At 66.5% G+C, this 16,122-nt stretch carries 15 protein-coding genes; 9 read left to right on the forward strand and 6 right to left on the reverse strand.

The genetic code is table 11. From position 1 onward, the window contains the following. Positions 1-9: 9 nt before the first annotated feature. The 5 genes from ACSFCA_RS22145 to ACSFCA_RS22165 form a co-directional block, all read right to left on the reverse strand. Complete coding sequence (locus ACSFCA_RS22145) at positions 10-645, reverse strand: L-threonylcarbamoyladenylate synthase (RefSeq protein WP_435461197.1); 636 nt, start codon at positions 643-645, stop codon at positions 10-12. Positions 646-659: 14 nt separating this feature from the next. Then, positions 660-1,637 (reverse strand): DMT family transporter, encoded by a 978-nt coding sequence (locus tag ACSFCA_RS22150; RefSeq protein ID WP_258353430.1) that lies wholly within the window; start codon positions 1,635-1,637, stop codon positions 660-662. Then, entirely contained in the window at positions 1,634-2,491 is an 858-nt protein-coding gene (locus ACSFCA_RS22155; protein ID WP_258353431.1) for a 3',5'-nucleoside bisphosphate phosphatase, read from the reverse strand. The genes ACSFCA_RS22150 and ACSFCA_RS22155 overlap by 4 nt, the downstream gene beginning before the upstream one ends. 97 nt (positions 2,492-2,588) lie before the next feature. After that, entirely contained in the window at positions 2,589-3,641 is a 1,053-nt protein-coding gene (locus ACSFCA_RS22160; RefSeq protein WP_093077234.1) for a transporter, read from the reverse strand. A gap of 9 nt (positions 3,642-3,650) precedes the next feature. After that, positions 3,651-5,282 carry an inorganic phosphate transporter gene (locus tag ACSFCA_RS22165; RefSeq protein WP_258353432.1) on the reverse strand — a complete coding sequence of 544 codons (1,632 nt, stop codon included), beginning with the start codon at positions 5,280-5,282 and terminating at the stop codon, positions 3,651-3,653. A 145-nt stretch (positions 5,283-5,427) separates the two neighbouring features. On the opposite strand from ACSFCA_RS22165, the gene ppk2 reads away from it, so the two are divergent. Together ppk2 and ACSFCA_RS22175 are read left to right on the forward strand one after the other, a co-directional pair. Then, on the forward strand, positions 5,428-6,354 hold the full coding sequence (ppk2, locus tag ACSFCA_RS22170; protein WP_258353433.1) for a polyphosphate kinase 2: 927 nt from the start codon (positions 5,428-5,430) through the stop codon (positions 6,352-6,354). 77 nt (positions 6,355-6,431) lie between these two features. Beyond that, a complete protein-coding gene (locus ACSFCA_RS22175) occupies positions 6,432-7,484 on the forward strand; it encodes an extracellular catalytic domain type 1 short-chain-length polyhydroxyalkanoate depolymerase (RefSeq protein ID WP_435461198.1) in 1,053 nt (350 codons plus the stop codon). Between the two features lie 15 nt (positions 7,485-7,499). Here ACSFCA_RS22175 and ACSFCA_RS22180 read toward each other — a convergent pair whose 3' ends face one another. Continuing rightward, complete coding sequence (locus ACSFCA_RS22180; RefSeq protein WP_435461199.1) at positions 7,500-8,429, reverse strand: cupin domain-containing protein; 930 nt, start codon at positions 8,427-8,429, stop codon at positions 7,500-7,502. Between the two features lie 125 nt (positions 8,430-8,554). Here ACSFCA_RS22180 and ACSFCA_RS22185 point away from each other — a divergent pair, with 125 nt between their 5' ends. From ACSFCA_RS22185 to urtD, 7 genes are all read left to right on the forward strand, one after another. Next, positions 8,555-8,941, forward strand: a complete 387-nt coding sequence (locus ACSFCA_RS22185; RefSeq protein ID WP_258353436.1) for a nuclear transport factor 2 family protein — start codon at positions 8,555-8,557, stop codon at positions 8,939-8,941. A gap of 64 nt (positions 8,942-9,005) precedes the next feature. Next, on the forward strand, positions 9,006-10,478 hold the full coding sequence (locus tag ACSFCA_RS22190; RefSeq protein ID WP_435461200.1) for an MFS transporter: 1,473 nt from the start codon (positions 9,006-9,008) through the stop codon (positions 10,476-10,478). Positions 10,479-10,566: 88 nt separating this feature from the next. After that, a complete protein-coding gene (locus ACSFCA_RS22195; protein WP_435461201.1) occupies positions 10,567-10,893 on the forward strand; it encodes a nucleotide pyrophosphohydrolase in 327 nt (108 codons plus the stop codon). A 117-nt stretch (positions 10,894-11,010) separates the two neighbouring features. Beyond that, on the forward strand, positions 11,011-12,279 hold the full coding sequence (urtA, locus tag ACSFCA_RS22200; protein ID WP_093058616.1) for an urea ABC transporter substrate-binding protein: 1,269 nt from the start codon (positions 11,011-11,013) through the stop codon (positions 12,277-12,279). 193 nt (positions 12,280-12,472) lie between these two features. After that, positions 12,473-14,020 carry an urea ABC transporter permease subunit UrtB gene (gene urtB / locus ACSFCA_RS22205; RefSeq protein WP_435461202.1) on the forward strand — a complete coding sequence of 516 codons (1,548 nt, stop codon included), beginning with the start codon at positions 12,473-12,475 and terminating at the stop codon, positions 14,018-14,020. Continuing rightward, positions 14,017-15,237 carry an urea ABC transporter permease subunit UrtC gene (gene urtC / locus ACSFCA_RS22210; protein WP_435461203.1) on the forward strand — a complete coding sequence of 407 codons (1,221 nt, stop codon included), beginning with the start codon at positions 14,017-14,019 and terminating at the stop codon, positions 15,235-15,237. Before urtB ends, urtC begins: the two co-directional genes overlap by 4 nt. Beyond that, positions 15,234-16,112, forward strand: a complete 879-nt coding sequence (urtD, locus tag ACSFCA_RS22215) for an urea ABC transporter ATP-binding protein UrtD (protein ID WP_093058619.1) — start codon at positions 15,234-15,236, stop codon at positions 16,110-16,112. Before urtC ends, urtD begins: the two co-directional genes overlap by 4 nt. Positions 16,113-16,122 lie beyond the last annotated feature (10 nt).

The raw sequence follows: 16,122 nt of genomic DNA on the forward strand, positions 1-16,122 counted from the left end.
GCCCCGATTTCAGAGGCCAAGCACAGCCAATGCACCGCGCCCCTGGCGCACCACGACCGGCTCGTCGCCCGTGCCCATGGGCGTGAGGTCGACCACCGTGGTTGGCTGCGACGGGCAGGCACCGGCATCGATGACGCCAGCAATCTGCTTCTCGAAGCGCTCGCGGATGACTTGCGCGTCGTTCAGAGCCTCGGTCTCGCCCGGTGCGATCAGCGTGGTGGCCAGCAGCGGTGCGCCGTGCAGCGACAGCAGTTCCAGCAGCACCTTGTGATCAGGCACGCGCAGGCCGATGGTCTTGCGCTGCGGATGGCTCACGCGGCGCGGCACTTCCTTGGTGGCTTCGAGCAGGAATGTGTAGGGGCCGGGCGTGGCCGCCTTCAACAGGCGGTATTGCTTGTTGTCGACGCGTGCGTAGTTGGCCAGCTCGCTCAGGTCGCGGCACAGCAGCGTGAGGTGGTGCTTCTCGTCGACCTGGCGGATGCGGCGCAACTGGTCGACCGCATCCTTGTCGTCGAGGTGGCAGGCCAGCGCATAACTGGAGTCGGTGGGCACCGCAATGATCTCGCCGCGCTCGAGCAGCGTGACGGCCTGCTTCAGCAGCCGCTGCTGCGGGTTCTCGGGGTGGACTTCGAAGTACTGGGCCATGAAAAAACTCCGGATCAGGATTCGGCGGGCTCGATAGGCACGCGGCGCTCGCGCACCGTGAGCCACGCACCGGCCGCACCGCAGACCGCGATCATCGCCATGCCGATGAGCGAGTAACGGTCGGGCAGTTGGGAAAAGATGAGCCAGCCGCCGAGCATGGCAAAAGCGATCTGGGCATAAAGATAAGGCGTGAGCGTGGATGCCGGCGCGCGCTGGTAGGCCAGGATCAGGATGAAGTGACCCACCGTGCCCATGAAACCCATCAGGCACAGCAGCGCCCACCAATGCCATGAGTCCAGCTCGGTCCACACGAAGGGCACTGCGAGCGATGCAATCAGCGCGCCGACCCAGCCGGTATAGAAATGCATCGTGAGCGGGTTCTCGGTCTGCGCGAGCTTGCTCGTGAGCACCTGGAACCACGCATTGGTCAGCACCAGCCCGATCGGCAGCAGGATGGCCCAGCTGAATGCGTCACCGCCCGGCCGCAGGATGACCAGGGTGCCGATGAAGCCACCCGCCACCAGCACCCAGCGCAGCGGCGACACATATTCCTTGAGCGTGGTGGCGGCCAGCAGCGTGATCACCAGCGGTGCGATCAGCACGATCGACGTGAACTCGGCCAGCGGCATGTAGCGCAGGCTCAGGAAGGCCAGCGTGCTCGACACCAGCAGCAGCGCACCGCGCAGCAACTGGTAGCGCGGGTGCCGCGTGCGCAGCAGCGCCGTGCCATGCAGTGGCAGGAGCACGGCCGTGGTGGCCACGGCCTGGAATGCATAGCGGAACCACACGCCCATGAGGATGGGCACGCCCGCGGTGGATGCCTTGGTTGCGGTGTCGAGCGTGGCGAAGCAGGCCACGGCCACCAGCACCAGGCCGATGCCCGCGAGGATGCGGCCCGATTCGGTGTCGCGTGCCTTTTGCGCCGCGAGGCGCGCATTCGCCAGCGCAACGGTTGCCGCGTTGTCGATGCCGGTCCCGGGGTTCTGGCTCACTGCTGGATGCGGTCGCCGAGCAGTTCCCACACAGGAGTGAGCGCGCCAGGCAACGGCGGCAGCTTGCCGAGATCGCAGTGACTCTCGTCGGGGCTGTGGAAATCGCTGCCGCGCGAGGCGGCGAAATCGAACTCGAGCGCCTTGTCGGCGTACTCGACATATTCGGCCGGCGTGTGGCTGCCGGTGACGACCTCGATCGCCTTGCCGCCATGCGCCTTGAATTCGAGGAACAGCGCGTACTCCTCGTTGGCCGTGAACTTGTAGCGGCCTGGGTGCGCGATCACGGCCATGCCCTTGGCGGCGGTGATCCAGTGCACAGCGTCCTTCAGCGAGGCCCAGCGGTGCGGCACGTAGCCGGGCTTGCCTTCGGTGAGGAACTTGCGAAACACCTCGGGCGTGTCGCGGCAGTGGCCTTGCTCGACGAGGAAGCGCGCGAAGTGCGTGCGCGAAATGAGTTCGGGGTTGCCGACGAACCTGAGCGCGCCTTCGTACGCACCGTGGATGCCGACCTTGGCCAGCCCCTCGGACATTTCCTGCGCGCGCTTGCCGCGGCCGCCGCGTGTGTCGTAGAGGCCTTGCGACATGGACGCGTCGTCGGCATCGAAACCCAGGCCGACGATGTGCACCGTTTCGCCCGCGAAGGTCACCGAGATCTCGGTGCCGGTGAGGTAGCGCATGCCGTTTGCACGCGCTGCCGCAGCGGCGCGGTGCTGGCCGCCGACCTCGTCGTGGTCGGTGAGGGCCCAGAGCTCGACCCCGTTGGCAGCCGCGCGCGCGGCCAATTCTTCGGGCGTCAGTGTGCCGTCGGAGACCACGGAGTGGCAGTGAAGATCGGCATTGAGAATGGAGGACACCCTCGCATTCTATGGGGTCTGGAACATCGATGCGGGCGCATGGATGCTGCGCAAGATGCTATTAAATAAATAGCATTACTGCGCCGCTGCATGCGGCTCAGCGCTTCTTGCGAAAAGCCGCCCAGGCCGCCACCGCGGTGAAGCTTGCGACGATTGCCACCACGATCCAGAAGCCGTGCTTGTGGTCGGCCAGCGGAATGCCGCCCACGTTCATGCCGAACAGGCCGGCCAGGATGTTGATCGGCAGCGCCAGCACCGTGACCACCGTCAGCACGAACAGGCTGCGGTTGTTGTCCTCGTTGACGTTGGCGGCAATTTCTTCTTGCAGCAGCTTGATGCGCTCCTGCAGCGCCTGCATGTCGCGCAGCACCACCGAGAACTCCTCGGTCGAGCCGCGCAGCGCCTGTGCGTCGGGCTCGGCCATCCAGGCGGGAGGCCCCTGCAGCAGGCGGAACAGCGCGGCAGGCTCGGGCGCCAGCAGCCGCTGCAGCCGCACCAGCAGCCGGCGCAACACGCCGAGTCGCGCGCGCTTGTGGTCGAGGCGGCCGGCCAGCAGTTCGTCTTCGATGCGGTCGATGCGCGAGGTGACGCCGCGCACGATCTTCACCAGCACGTCGGCCTGCGCGCGTAGCAGGTGTTCGAGCAGCTCGGTGCTCGAGCGCGGCGCGTCGCCCGCCTTCACGGCCGTGCGCAGCGTGTCGACCGAGCGCAGCGGCTTGGTGCGCGCCGTGACCACGAGGCGCGGGCCCACGCTGATCCACAGCGTGGAGATGTCCGAGGGCTCGAAGCTGAACTCGAAGTGCACATCGTTGATGACGGCGATCAGCGAGTCGTCTGCGCGTTCGATGCGCGTGGAGGGCAGGCCTTCGTGCAGCGTCTCGTAGAAGGTGTCCGGGAGGTTCGCGTGCCGTACCAGCCAGCGCTCGGCATGCGCGTGGCTCAGGTTGAAGTGCAGCCAGACGTAGGAGGGGTTCTCTTCGCCGCTGCCTTCATCGCCCTTGTCGCGTTGTTCGACCAGCCAAGCCGCCGCCTGCGCGGAATCGATGACCCGCGCGGGCTCGGGTGCGGAGGCGTCGAACAGGTAGCCGGAGATCAGTCCGGCTTCGTCGCCTCCGTAAGACTGGGAGGCGAGGTCATGAAATGCCGACAAGATGCGTGATCAGAAAATACGGGTGAACAACCAGTAGAGCGACCCCGACAGCAGCATTGCCACCGGAAGCGTCAGCACCCAGGCCAGCGCGAGGTTGCGCAGCGTGGACATCTGCAGGCCCGAGCCGCTGGCTGTCATGGTGCCGGCCACGCCGGACGAGAGCACGTGCGTGGTCGACACGGGCAGCCCGTACATGTCGGCCGCGCCGATAGTGATCATCGCCACCACCTCGGCCGAGGCACCTTGTGCGTAGCTCAGGTGCGTCTTGCCGATCTTCTCGCCCACGGTGACCACGATGCGCTTCCAGCCGATCATCGTGCCCAAGCCCAGCGCGATGGCCACCGCGACCTTGACCCACAGCGGGATGAAGCGCGTGGCGCTGTCCAGCTCCTGGCGGAACGTGTTGATGCGCAGCTTCGTCTCGTCGTCGAACTTGGCCGCGCCGCTCTTGTCGAGGTGGCGGATGGCTTCGGAGGCCAGGTACATGTCGTTGCGCACGTTGGCGACGGCATCCGCGGGAACGCCGGCCAGCGAGCCGTGCTCGCGCACCTGCCGTCCGATGCTGCCGGCGGTCGCGGCCAGCGCCGGCACCACCGAAGGACTGAACTCGCGGGTGCGCACATAAGTGGAGAGCGTGTCGCGCGCCGCGGCGGGCTCCAGCGCGGGCAGCGAGGTCGGCACGCTGCGGTTCAGCGCGTTCTGCGCCATCTCGGCCACGGCCACGAACTTGACGGTCTCGTTGGCGGGCATCGCGCGGTTCAGCGCATAGGCCATGGGCACCGTGCCCACGAGGATCAGCATGATCAGCCCCATGCCCTTCTGGCCATCGTTGGAGCCGTGCGCGAACGACACGCCCGTGCAGGTCAGGATCAGCAGGCCGCGGATCCACCACGGCGGTGGCTCGGCGCCCTTGGGTTCTTCATACAGTGCGCGGTTCTTCACGAAGGCCCGCAGCGCCAGCAGCAGCAGGGCTGCGCAGCCGAAGCCGACCATCGGCGACAGCAGCAGCGAGTAGCCCACCTTGGTGGCCTGCGCCCAGTCGACACCGCTGGTGCCGTCGCGGCCGTGCATCAGCGCATTGGCCACGCCCACGCCGATGATCGAGCCGATCAGCGTGTGCGACGACGAGGCCGGCAGCCCCAGCCACCACGTGCCCAGGTTCCAGATGATGGCGGCGATCAGCAGCGCGAACACCATCGCAAAGCCGGCGCCCGAACCCACTTGAAGAATGAGCTCCACCGGCAGCAGCGCGATGATGCCGAAGGCCACCGCGCCGCTGGACACCAGCACGCCCAGGAAGTTGAAGAAGCCCGACCACACCACAGCGAAGTTGGGCGGCAGCGAATGGGTATAGATGACGGTCGCCACGGCGTTGGCCGTGTCATGGAAGCCGTTGACGAACTCGAAGCCCAGCGCAATCAGCAGCGCCACGCCAAGAAGCATGTAGGGCACCCAGGTGGTGACGGGCGCTCCGGACGAGGTGACATCGCCCACCAGGCTCCAGGCGGTGAAGAGCAGACCGGCGGCCAGCAGACCCACGAAGGTGATCAGCGTGAGCGGACCGGGCTTGGCATCGAGTTTGGGCCGTTGCGCGGCGGGCGCGGACGGCAGCTCGGCATGCGGGGCTGCAAGCGTGTTCATGGGCGTTTCTGGGGTGTTGGAATAGCTGCAGATGGTGTTCGCGGCGTGTGACAACTCCGTGTCAACGGGCTCAAAACCGTCACGCAGCCGTCATATGAGGCGAGCAGCATGCTTTTTCCTGCCCTTTCACTCCTTCTGCCCCACCATGCTGACGAGCGCACTTCCCGACCACGAAGACCTGATGCAACGCATCGCCCGCGACCTGATCGACAGCTACGACGAAGAGCTCGAGCTGGAGATCGAAGACCGCAACATCGACGGCCTCGACCCCGCCTCGGCCACGCCGACCTCCGCCGACAAGGCGGCTCGCCAGGCCTACTTCAAGGAGCTGTTCCGCCTGCAGGGCGAGCTCGTCAAGCTGCAGGACTGGGTGCAGCACAGCAAGCAGAAAGTCGTCATCCTGTTCGAAGGCCGCGACGCGGCGGGCAAGGGCGGCGTCATCAAGCGCATCACACAGCGCCTGAACCCGCGCGTGGCTCGCGTGGCCGCGCTGCCGGCACCCAACGACCGCGAACGCACGCAGTGGTACTTTCAGCGCTATGCCGCGCACCTGCCGGCAGCCGGCGAAATGGTGCTGTTCGACCGCAGCTGGTACAACCGCGCCGGCGTCGAGCGCGTGATGGGCTTCTGCACTGACGAGGAGTACGAAGAGTTCTTCCGCACCGTGCCCGAGTTCGAGAAGATGCTCGTGCGCTCGGGCATCAAGCTCATCAAGTATTGGTTCTCCATCACCGACGACGAGCAGCACATGCGCTTCCTCGGTCGCATCCACGATCCGCTCAAGCAGTGGAAGCTCAGCCCGATGGACCTCGAAAGCCGCCGCCGCTGGGAGGAATACACCAAGGCGAAGGAAATCATGCTGGAGCGCACCCACATCCCCGAGGCGCCGTGGTGGGTGGTGCAGGCGGTCGACAAGAAGAAGGCGCGGCTGAATTGCATCAGCCACCTGCTGGGCCAGATGCCGTACCAGGAAGTGGCGCATCCGCCGGTCGAGTTGCCCGCGCGCGTGCGGCACGACGACTACCTTCGTCAGCCTGTTCCCGCGAGCATGGTCGTTCCGGAAATCTACTGATGCGCGCCGGGGCGGGAAGGCCGCCCCTTATTTGGTGTTGTTAGGCCAGTCGGCGCTTTGCGTTCACACTGCGCGCCATGGCCCGTTCTTCCACCGCTTCCGTCTTTGCCCGCGCCTACGAGCGCAATCTGCGCGCGCTCACCAAGGCCACGCTGAGCAACAGCAAGCGCATCGCGGGGCAGGTCCAGCGCGCCACCGCCAAGCGGCTCAAGCCGCCGCCCGGCAAGGGCGACTGGCTCAGCGGCATGGCGATGGGCCCCGGCGGTGCGCGCGGCTATCACCTGTTCCGGCCGGCCGGGTTGCAGCTGAAGCCGGGCGAGCGGCTGCCGCTCATGGTCATGCTGCACGGCTGCGGGCAGACCGGACGCGACTTTGCCGCGAGCACGCGCATGAACGCGCTGGCCGTGCGCCAGCGCTTCCTGGTGCTCTATCTCGAGCAAGACCGGATCGCCCATCCGCAGGGCTGCTGGAACTGGTACGAGCGCCGCTCCGGCAAGGCCGACGCCGAAGCCGCGACATTGATGGCCGCCATCGATCAGGCCTGCATGCTTTACCCGGCGGACCGCGATCGCGTGGCGCTGGCCGGCCTTTCGGCTGGCGCGAGCATGGCAGCCCTGCTGGCCACGCGCTATCCGAATCGCTTCCGCGCCGTCGTCATGCATTCGGGCGTGGCGCCCGGCGCGGCGAAGTCACCGGCCACGGCCCTCGGCGCAATGCGCGGGCAGAACGTGCCGCCGATGCCTTCCACGGCGGTTGGCAAGGCGATGGGCGCCGCGGCTGTCTTCGCCACCTTGCCGCCGATGCTGGTGCTGCACGGCGACGCCGACGCGGTGGTCGCGCCGAGCAATGCAGTCAACAGCGCTGCCGTGTGGGCAACTGCGGTGGGCGCGAAGCCCGGGCTGTCGCGCGACATGCAGCGCGGCAAGCGCCGTGCGATGCGCGTGACCGACTTCAAGCGCAAGGGCCGCACGCTCGTCACGCTGTGCGAGATCGCGGGGCTGGGCCATTCGTGGAGCGGCGGCGCATCGAAGCTGCTGTTCAGCGACCCCGAGGGGCCCGACGCGACGCGCATGACCTGGGCCTTTGCGGCCGCGCAGTTCAAGGCAGCCGAAGGCTCGAAGAAGGTCTGAAGAGAAAAAGGGCCGCTATGCAGCGACAGCGCCTTCGCGCGCCGCCACCCGCCACGCACCGGGCGCCATCCCTTTCTCGCGCTTGAAGGCCTTGCTGAACGCCGCCTCCGATTCGTAGCCCACCGCCCCGGCGATCGCGCCCAGGGCCGCGTGGCCTTGCCCCAGCATGTTGCCGGCCTTGAACATGCGCCACTGCGTGAGGTACTCCAGCGGCGCCTGTCCCACCCGCTCGCGAAAACGCTGCGCGAAGGCCGAGCGCGACAGGCTCGCGACGGAAGCAAGAGCCTCTACCGTCCAGTCGCGCGCGATGTCCTTGTGCATCGCGCGCAGGGCCGGGCCAATGCGCGCGTCGGCCAGCGCGGCCAGCCAGCCCGTTTGCGATTCGCCGTTGGCCGCGACGTGCGCGCGCACGGCTTGCACGAACACGATGTCGGCCAGCCGGCTCACAAGCAGGCTGGAGCCCAGGCCCGGCTCGCCGGTTTCCATGGCCAGCAGTTGCAGCGTGCCTTGCAGCGCAAGGGCGCGGGCCTGCTCCATCTTCACGTGCAGCAGCACCGGCAGCAGATCGAGCAGCGGCCGTGCGGCGCGCTGGTCGAAGTGGAACCAGCCGCAGATCACCGAGGCCGCCGTACCCGTGCCGCCAAGCTCCACCAGCCCGCCGATGCGGTCGCGCACGACCGAGGCGCAGCTCACAGTCGGCGTGTTCGGATGGTCGCGCAGGATGTAGGGCGTGCCGTGCGCCAGCACATAGCAGTCGCCCGTCGCCAGCGCCACCGGCTGTGCCATGCCCTCGATCTCCAGCAGGCAGCCGCCGCGCACCACCAGCCCGAAGCGCGCACTCTCGCCGCCCGCCAGGCTCACGCCCCAGGGCGCGCCGGCCTCGAGGCGGGCATACAGGGCGCTGCGCACGCGCATGGCGGCAAAGACGTCGTCGAGCGGGTCCATGAAGACTCCTGTGGCAGTGGACGAATGGACAAGATTGTCGGCTTTTCAGGCATTCACTGTCCACGTGGCGAGGCAGAAACTGCGGCTTCACTCTTCCCACATGCAAGAAGCAGCAGGAGCAGACCATGAACGCCAGAACCGATTTCGCCGAACTCGCCGACCGCTACGTCGCCGTCTGGAACGAACCCGATGCCGACGCCCGCCGCGCCGCCATCGCCAGCCTCTGGGTGCCCGACGGCGAGCACTACGTGCGCACGCTGCAGGCCAAGGGCTACGAGGCGCTGCAGCAGCGCGTTACCGGCTCGCACGAGAAGAACGTGCGCGACGCCGGCTTCCGCTTCGTCTCCGCGGGCGACGCCCAGTTCCTGCACGACGCGGTGATGTTCCATTGGCACATGGTCCCGGCCGCCGGTGGCCCGGTGGCCGCAGTCGGGCTGGAGTTCCTGGTGCTGGCCGAAGACGGCCGCATCGCCACGGACTACCAGTTCATCCTGCCGACGCCCGCCGTCTGAACCCTGGCGATGACCTCCGGGGTCATTGCCGCCGTATCGCTTGCTCCCAACACTCGAGCCCATCATGACGCAGTCAAACATCGCTTCGGCAGCATTGCTTTCTTCCGCAGGTAGCCAGAGCACGGGCGCGACGAAGCCCGGACGGCTGGGCCTGGGGGTCATGCTCAGCGGCACCTTCCTGGTGGTGCTGGACTTCTTCATCGTCAACGTTGCGCTGCCATCGATGCAGCGCGAGCTGCTGGCGAGCGCGGGCACTCTGCAACTGGTGGTGGCCGGCTATGGCCTGGTCACCGCCGCGGGCCTGATCACCGGCGGCCGGCTCGGCGACCTGTTCGGGCGCCGCCGCATGTTCATGCTGGGCCTGCTGCTGTTCACGCTGGCTTCAGCCGCCTGCGGCTTTGCGCCGAACGCCGAACTGCTGGTGGCGGCGCGCGTGCTGCAGGGGCTGGCCGGCGCGCTGCTGCAGCCACAGGTGCTGGCGATGATCGGCCTGGCCTACACCGGCGAAGACCGGGCGCGTGCCTTTGCGGCGTACGGACTCACGCTGGGGCTCGGAGCCACGCTCGGGCAACTGGTTGGCGGCTTGCTGATTCACGCCGACCTGGCGGGTCTCGGCTGGCGCAGTTGCTTCCTCATCAACGTGCCGATCGGCCTGCTGGCATTGATGCTTGCACCGCGCGTCATTCCGCCGCTGGCGAACAGCGGCAACAGCAAGCTCGACCTGGCCGGCATGCTGCTGGTGGCCGCGGGTTCGGTGGCCGTGGTGCTGCCGCTGGTGGAAGGCCGCGAACAGGGCTGGCCACTGTGGAGCTGGGTGTGCCTTGCGGCGGCGCTGCCGCTGCTCGCAGCATTTGCATATCAACAGCGCTGGCTCGCTGCACGCGGCGGTGCGCCGCTCGTGGCACCGGCGCTGTTGGCCAATGGCCGCTTCGTCACAGGCCTGCTCACCACACTGGCCTTCTATGTGGGCAACGCCTCGCTGTACTTCGTGCTCGCGCTGTACCTGCAGCAAGGCCTGGCGCTCGATGCGCTCACCTCGGGCGTCGTCTTCACGTCGCTGGCGGTCGGCTTCTTCGCGACGTCGATGGCGGGTGCGCGGCTGGCACGCCGCTTCGGAGGCAAGCCGCCCATCGCACTCGGTGCGCTGGTGCTTGCTGCAGGGCACGCGCTGCAGTTCGTCAACGTGGCCGGGTGGGCCGGGCATTCGCACGTCGTGGCGTGGATGGTGCCGCTGCTGCTGGTGCAAGGCGCGGGGCTCGGCATGGTGATGGCGCCGCTGGTGTCGACCGTGCTGGCCGGGCTGCCGCCGCAGCATGCGGGCGTGGCCTCGGGCGTGCTGTCGATGGTGCAGCAGGCGAGCAATGCGCTGGGGGTGGCGTTGATCGGGATCCTGTTCTATGGGCGGCTGGGCCATGCGCCTGATGCGGCGGGGTACGCGAGTGCGTTCGGTGTTGCGCTGCTGTACTTGACGGTGTCGGCACTGGCGGTTGCTGTGCTCCATCGGCGTGGAAGTCGGGCAATGCCGGCTCGATCATGAGTGCCGACCCAATTTGGGCATGCGCATGCCCAGATTGGGTTTGTTCCCGAGGCTCATGCCACACTCGCCGCCCAACGACAGGTGTGCCATGGAATCCGATCTGCAATCGCTCATTCAAGCCTTGCGCGACTTCGCGCAAGCCCGCAACTGGGAGCAGTTCCACTCCCCCAAGAACCTCGCCTCGGCCCTCTCGGTCGAGGCTGCCGAGCTGCTCGAACACTTCCAGTGGCTCACCGAAGCGCAGAGCCGCTCGCTGCCGGCCGACAAGCGCGCCGAGATCGGCACGGAGATCGCCGATGTCTTTCTCTACCTGCTGCAGCTCGCCGACAAGCTCGGCATCGACGTGATCGAGGCGGCCAGAAGCAAGATGCTGGTCAATGCGCAGAAGTACCCCGCGCCATCACCACCTGTCTGAATACCTTCCGTGTACGCCACCCGGCGTATTTCCCCTTCCTGGTGCATTCCGCAGACTCCCTCCCACGCCAGCAAAGCGCTGGCGACAAGGTTCAACCAACCCGGAGCAGGAGTCCACATGCAACGTCGTTTCACACTCAAGGCGCTCACCGCCGCCGTCGCGCTGGCCAGCATTTCTGCTGCGCCCGCTTTCGCCGCCGACACCATCAAGGTCGGCGTGCTGCACTCGCTGTCGGGCACGATGGCCATTTCTGAAACCGTGCTGAAAGACACGGTGCTGATGGCCATCGACGACATCAACAAGAAGGGCGGCGTGCTGGGCAAGCAGCTCGAGCCCGTGGTGGTCGACCCGGCCTCCAACTGGCCCCTTTTCGCCGAAAAGACCAAGCAGCTGCTCGGCCAGGACAAGGTCTCGGTGATCTTCGGCTGCTGGACCTCGGTGTCGCGCAAGTCGGTGCTGCCGGTGGTCGAGGAAATGAACGGCCTGCTGTTCTACCCGGTGCAGTACGAGGGTGAAGAGCTCTCGAAGAACGTGTTCTACACGGGCGCTGCGCCCAACCAGCAAGCCATTCCGGCCGTCGACTACCTGATGAGCAAGGAAGGCGGCGGCGCCAAGCGCTGGGTGCTGCTGGGCACCGACTACGTGTACCCCCGCACCACCAACAAGATCCTGCGCGCCTACCTCAAGAGCAAGGGCGTGAAGGACACCGACATCGACGAGAAGTACACCCCCTTCGGCCACAGCGACTACCAGACCATCGTTGCCGACATCAAGAAGTTCTCGGCCGGCGGCAAGACGGCAGTGGTGTCGACCATCAACGGCGACTCCAACGTGCCCTTCTACAAGGAACTCGGCAACGCCGGCCTGAAGGCCAAGGATGTGCCTGTGGTTGCTTTCTCGGTGGGTGAAGAAGAACTGCGCGGCGTGGACACCAAGCCGCTGGTCGGCCACCTGGCCGCATGGAACTACTTCATGTCGATCAAGAACCCGACCAACACGGCGTTCATCAAGCAGTGGAGCGATTACGCCAAGGCCAAGAACATCGCCGGCCACAAGGACAAGCCGCTCACCAACGATCCGATGGAAGCCACCTGGATCGGCATCCACATGTGGAAGCAGGCGGTCGAGAAGGCCAAGTCGACCGACACCGACAAGGTGATCGCCGCCATGGCCGGCCAGACCTTCACGGCGCCCTCGGGCATCGTCTCGAAGATGGACGAGAAGAACCATCACCTGCACAAGAGCGTGTTCATCGGCGAGATCAAGGCCGATGGCCAGTTCAACGTGGTGTGGAAGACGCCGGGTCCTGTGAAGGCCAAGCCGTGGAGCCCGTACATCGAAGGCAACGACAAGAAGCCTGACTACCCGGCTGGCAAGTCGATGTAAGTCTTCGACAGGTCCCTTGCCTTGCTCCCTCTCCCCTCGGGGAGAGGGCGGGGGTGAGGGCAACGGCGGTCGATCTGGCCGCCGCGTTTGTTGGAAGGCCGCAAGCCCTCACCCCAACCCTCTCCCCCAGGGGAGAGGGGGCAACACGAAACTCATGATGCTTCGACGAACCCTTCACTGCGCACTCGCCGCCATGCTGCTCATGGCATCGGCCGCCCACGCGCTGACCGCCGACGAAGCCCGGGCCATCGCCTCCGGCGAATCCGAAGCCCGCATCGCCGCGCTCAACAAGGCCGTGCTCACGGCCGACGACAAGACCGCCGCCTTCATCCAGGCCATGTCCGACGACGCGGTCAAGTACACCGAAGACAAGGTCTTCGTGATGAAGGACGACAAAGGCTACGACCCCGTCACCGGCGCCGAGCTGAAGGTGCCCGACACCGCCGAAGACGTCGTCAACAACAACCTCATGCGCGGCGCGCTCGATGCCGCGCAGGCCGCGCTCAAGCTCACGAGCAAGGACGACGCGGTGCGCGCCGAAGCCGCGCAAGCGCTCTTCAAGGAGCCCGACGAATCGCGCGTGCCCATGGTCGAGAAGGCGCTGGCCGCCGAGACCAACCCCAAGATCAAGGCGCAGCTCGAGCTGGTGCGCGCCGCCAGCATGCTCAACAGCGCAGACAAGGCCAAGCGCCTCATCGCCGCCAAGGAACTGGGCAACAACCGCAACCCCGACACCAAGCTGCTGCTCAACCAGCGCCTGGCCGACGAAACCGAAGCGGACGTCAAGGCCGCCATCGTCGCGTCCATTGCCAGCATCGACGGCGCGCTGGTCTGGGGCGACCGCATCAACGCCGTGTTCAGCGGCATCAGCCTGGGCTCGGTGCTGCTGCTGGCCGCGCTCGGCCTGGCCATCACCTACGGGCTGATGGGCGTGATCAACATGGCGCACGGCGAGCTGATGATGATCGGCGCCTACGCCACCTACGTGATGCAGGGCATCTTCCAGAAGTACGTGCCCGAGGCGGCCTTCGGCTTGTACCTCGTGGCTGCCATTCCGGTCTCGTTCCTCGCGTCGGCGCTCGTGGGTGCGGTGCTGGAGCGCGGCGTGATCCGCTTCCTGTACGGCCGCCCGCTCGAAACGCTGCTCGCCACCTGGGGCATCAGCCTGATGCTGCAGCAGCTCGTGCGCACGCTGTTCGGCGCGCAGAACGTCGGCGTCGAAAACCCCGGCTGGATGAGCGGCGGCTTCACCATGCTGAGCAACGTCACGCTGCCGTGGAACCGCATCTGCATCATCATCTTCGCCGCGCTGGTATTGCTTGCGATGGGATGGCTCATCGGCCGCACGCGCCTTGGCCTCTTCGTGCGCGGCGTCACGCAGAACCGGCCGATCGCCTCGTGCATGGGCGTGAACACGGCGCGCATCGACACCTACGCCTTCGCGCTCGGCTCCGGCATCGCGGGCCTTGCGGGCTGCGCGCTGAGCCAGATCGGCAACGTCGGCCCCGACCTGGGCCAGAGCTACATCGTCGACAGCTTCATGGTGGTCGTGATGGGCGGCGTCGGCCAGCTTGCGGGCACCGTGTACGCGGCGCTGGGGCTGGGCATTCTCAACAAGTTCATCGAAGGCTGGGCGGGCGCGGTGCTCGCGAAGATCGCGGTGCTTGTCTTCATCATCATCTTCATCCAGAAGCGGCCACAAGGCATCTTCGCAATGAAAGGCCGGAGCGCTGAGGCATGAGCAAGGTCGTACTTCCAACCAAGGGGCCGCTGCTGAGCGGCAAGGGCTGGACGGCCTTCTTCGTCGCGCTGATCGTGGTGTGCGCCGTGGCGCCCGTGCTCAACATCTGGGTGCCGGTCGACAGCCCGCTGCACATGAGCGACTACGCCGTGGCGCTGGTCGGCAAGATCATGTGCTACGCCATCTGCGCGCTGGCCATGGACCTGATCTGGGGCTACACCGGCATCCTCTCGCTGGGCCATGGCCTGTTCTTCGCGCTGGGCGGCTACATGATGGGCATGTACCTCATGCGCCAGATCGGCCGCGACGGCAACTACAAGAGCGACCTGCCCGACTTCATGGTGTTCCTCGACTGGAAGACGCTGCCCTGGCACTGGACCTTCAGCGACAGCTTCATTGCCACGCTGATACTGATCGTGGCGGTGCCGGGCCTCATCGCCTTCGTGTTCGGTTTCTTCGCCTTCCGCTCGCGCATCAAGGGCGTGTACTTCTCGATCATCACGCAGGCCATGACCTTTGCGGCCATGCTGCTGTTCTTCCGCAACGAGACGGGCTTCGGCGGCAACAACGGCTTCACGGACTTCAAGCGCATCCTGAACATTCCGATCGCCACGCAGGAAATGCGCATGACGCTGTTCGCGCTCACCGGCGCCACGCTGCTGGGCTTCTTCCTGTTCGCGAAGTGGCTCATCGGCAGCAAGTTCGGCCGCGTGCTGCAGGCCATTCGCGATGCAGAAACGCGCGTGATGTTCTCGGGCTACAACCCGCTGCCGTACAAGCTCACGATCTGGGTCATCTCCGCCATCATGTGCGGCGTGGCTGGCGCGCTGTACGTGCCGCAGGTCGGCATCATCAACCCGGGCGAGATGAGCGCTGCCAACTCCATCGAAATCGCCATCTGGGCCGCCGTGGGCGGACGCGCGACGCTGATCGGCCCCATCATCGGCGCCTTCATCGTCAACGGCGCGAAGAGCTGGCTCACCGTGGCCTACCCCGAGTACTGGCTGTACTTCCTGGGTGCCTTGTTCATTGCTGTCACGCTGTTCCTGCCGAACGGCATCGTAGGGTTGATGCGCAAGTGGGTGTCGAGGGAGAAGAAGCAAGCGCCGCCCGAGCCCGTGCAGGACGCTGCACGGCGCTCGGTTGCGGTGGAGCAGGGCGTCGAGCCCGATGCGCTTGCCTCGCTGCCCGTGGACGCGAAGGGAGCACGCGCATGACGCCCGACCTGATGGAAGCAGGCGCCGAGCGCGCGGCACGCGCCAGCGGCATTCACTACGCGAGCGGCAGCACCGAATCGGGCGGCCGCGCCGCAGACTTCGGCCGCCACGTCACGCCGGGCGAGGTCGACGTCACGCATGGCCGCATCCTGTACCTCGAAGACGTCAGCGTGAGCTTCGACGGCTTCAAGGCCATCAACAAGCTGTCGCTCGACATCGCGCCGGGCGAGCTGCGCTGCATCATCGGCCCCAACGGCGCGGGCAAGACCACGATGATGGACATCATCACCGGCAAGACCCGGCCCGATTCGGGCACCGTGTTCTTCGGCAGCACCATCGACCTGCTGCGCCACCGCGAAGCCGACATCGCGCAATTGGGCATCGGCCGCAAGTTCCAGAAGCCGACAGTGTTCGAGCACCTGACCGTGTTCGAGAACCTCGAGCTCGCACTGAAGACCAACAAGGGCGTGCGCGCCTCGATGCTCTTCAGGCTCGACTCCGCGCAAAGCGACCGCCTGGCCGAAGTGCTGGAAACCATCCACCTCGCCGACAGCGTGTCGCGCCTGGCCGGCAACCTGAGCCATGGCCAGAAGCAGTGGCTGGAAATCGGCATGCTGCTGATGCAAGACCCGAAGCTGCTGCTGCTCGATGAGCCCGTGGCAGGCATGACCGATGAAGAGACGGCACGCACCGCCGAGCTGTTCCTCACGCTCAAGGGCAAGCATTCGCTGATGGTGGTGGAGCACGACATGAGCTTCATCCGCACCATCTCCGAGATCGTCACCGTGCTGTGCGACGGCTCCGTGCTGGCGCAAGGCACGCTGGACGAAGTGCAGGCCGATGAACGCGTGATCGAGGTCTATCTGGGCCGCTGAGGAACCGAAC

The organism is Variovorax multivorans, assembly GCF_051216835.1.
Taxonomy (GTDB): Bacteria; Pseudomonadota; Gammaproteobacteria; order Burkholderiales; family Burkholderiaceae_C; genus Variovorax.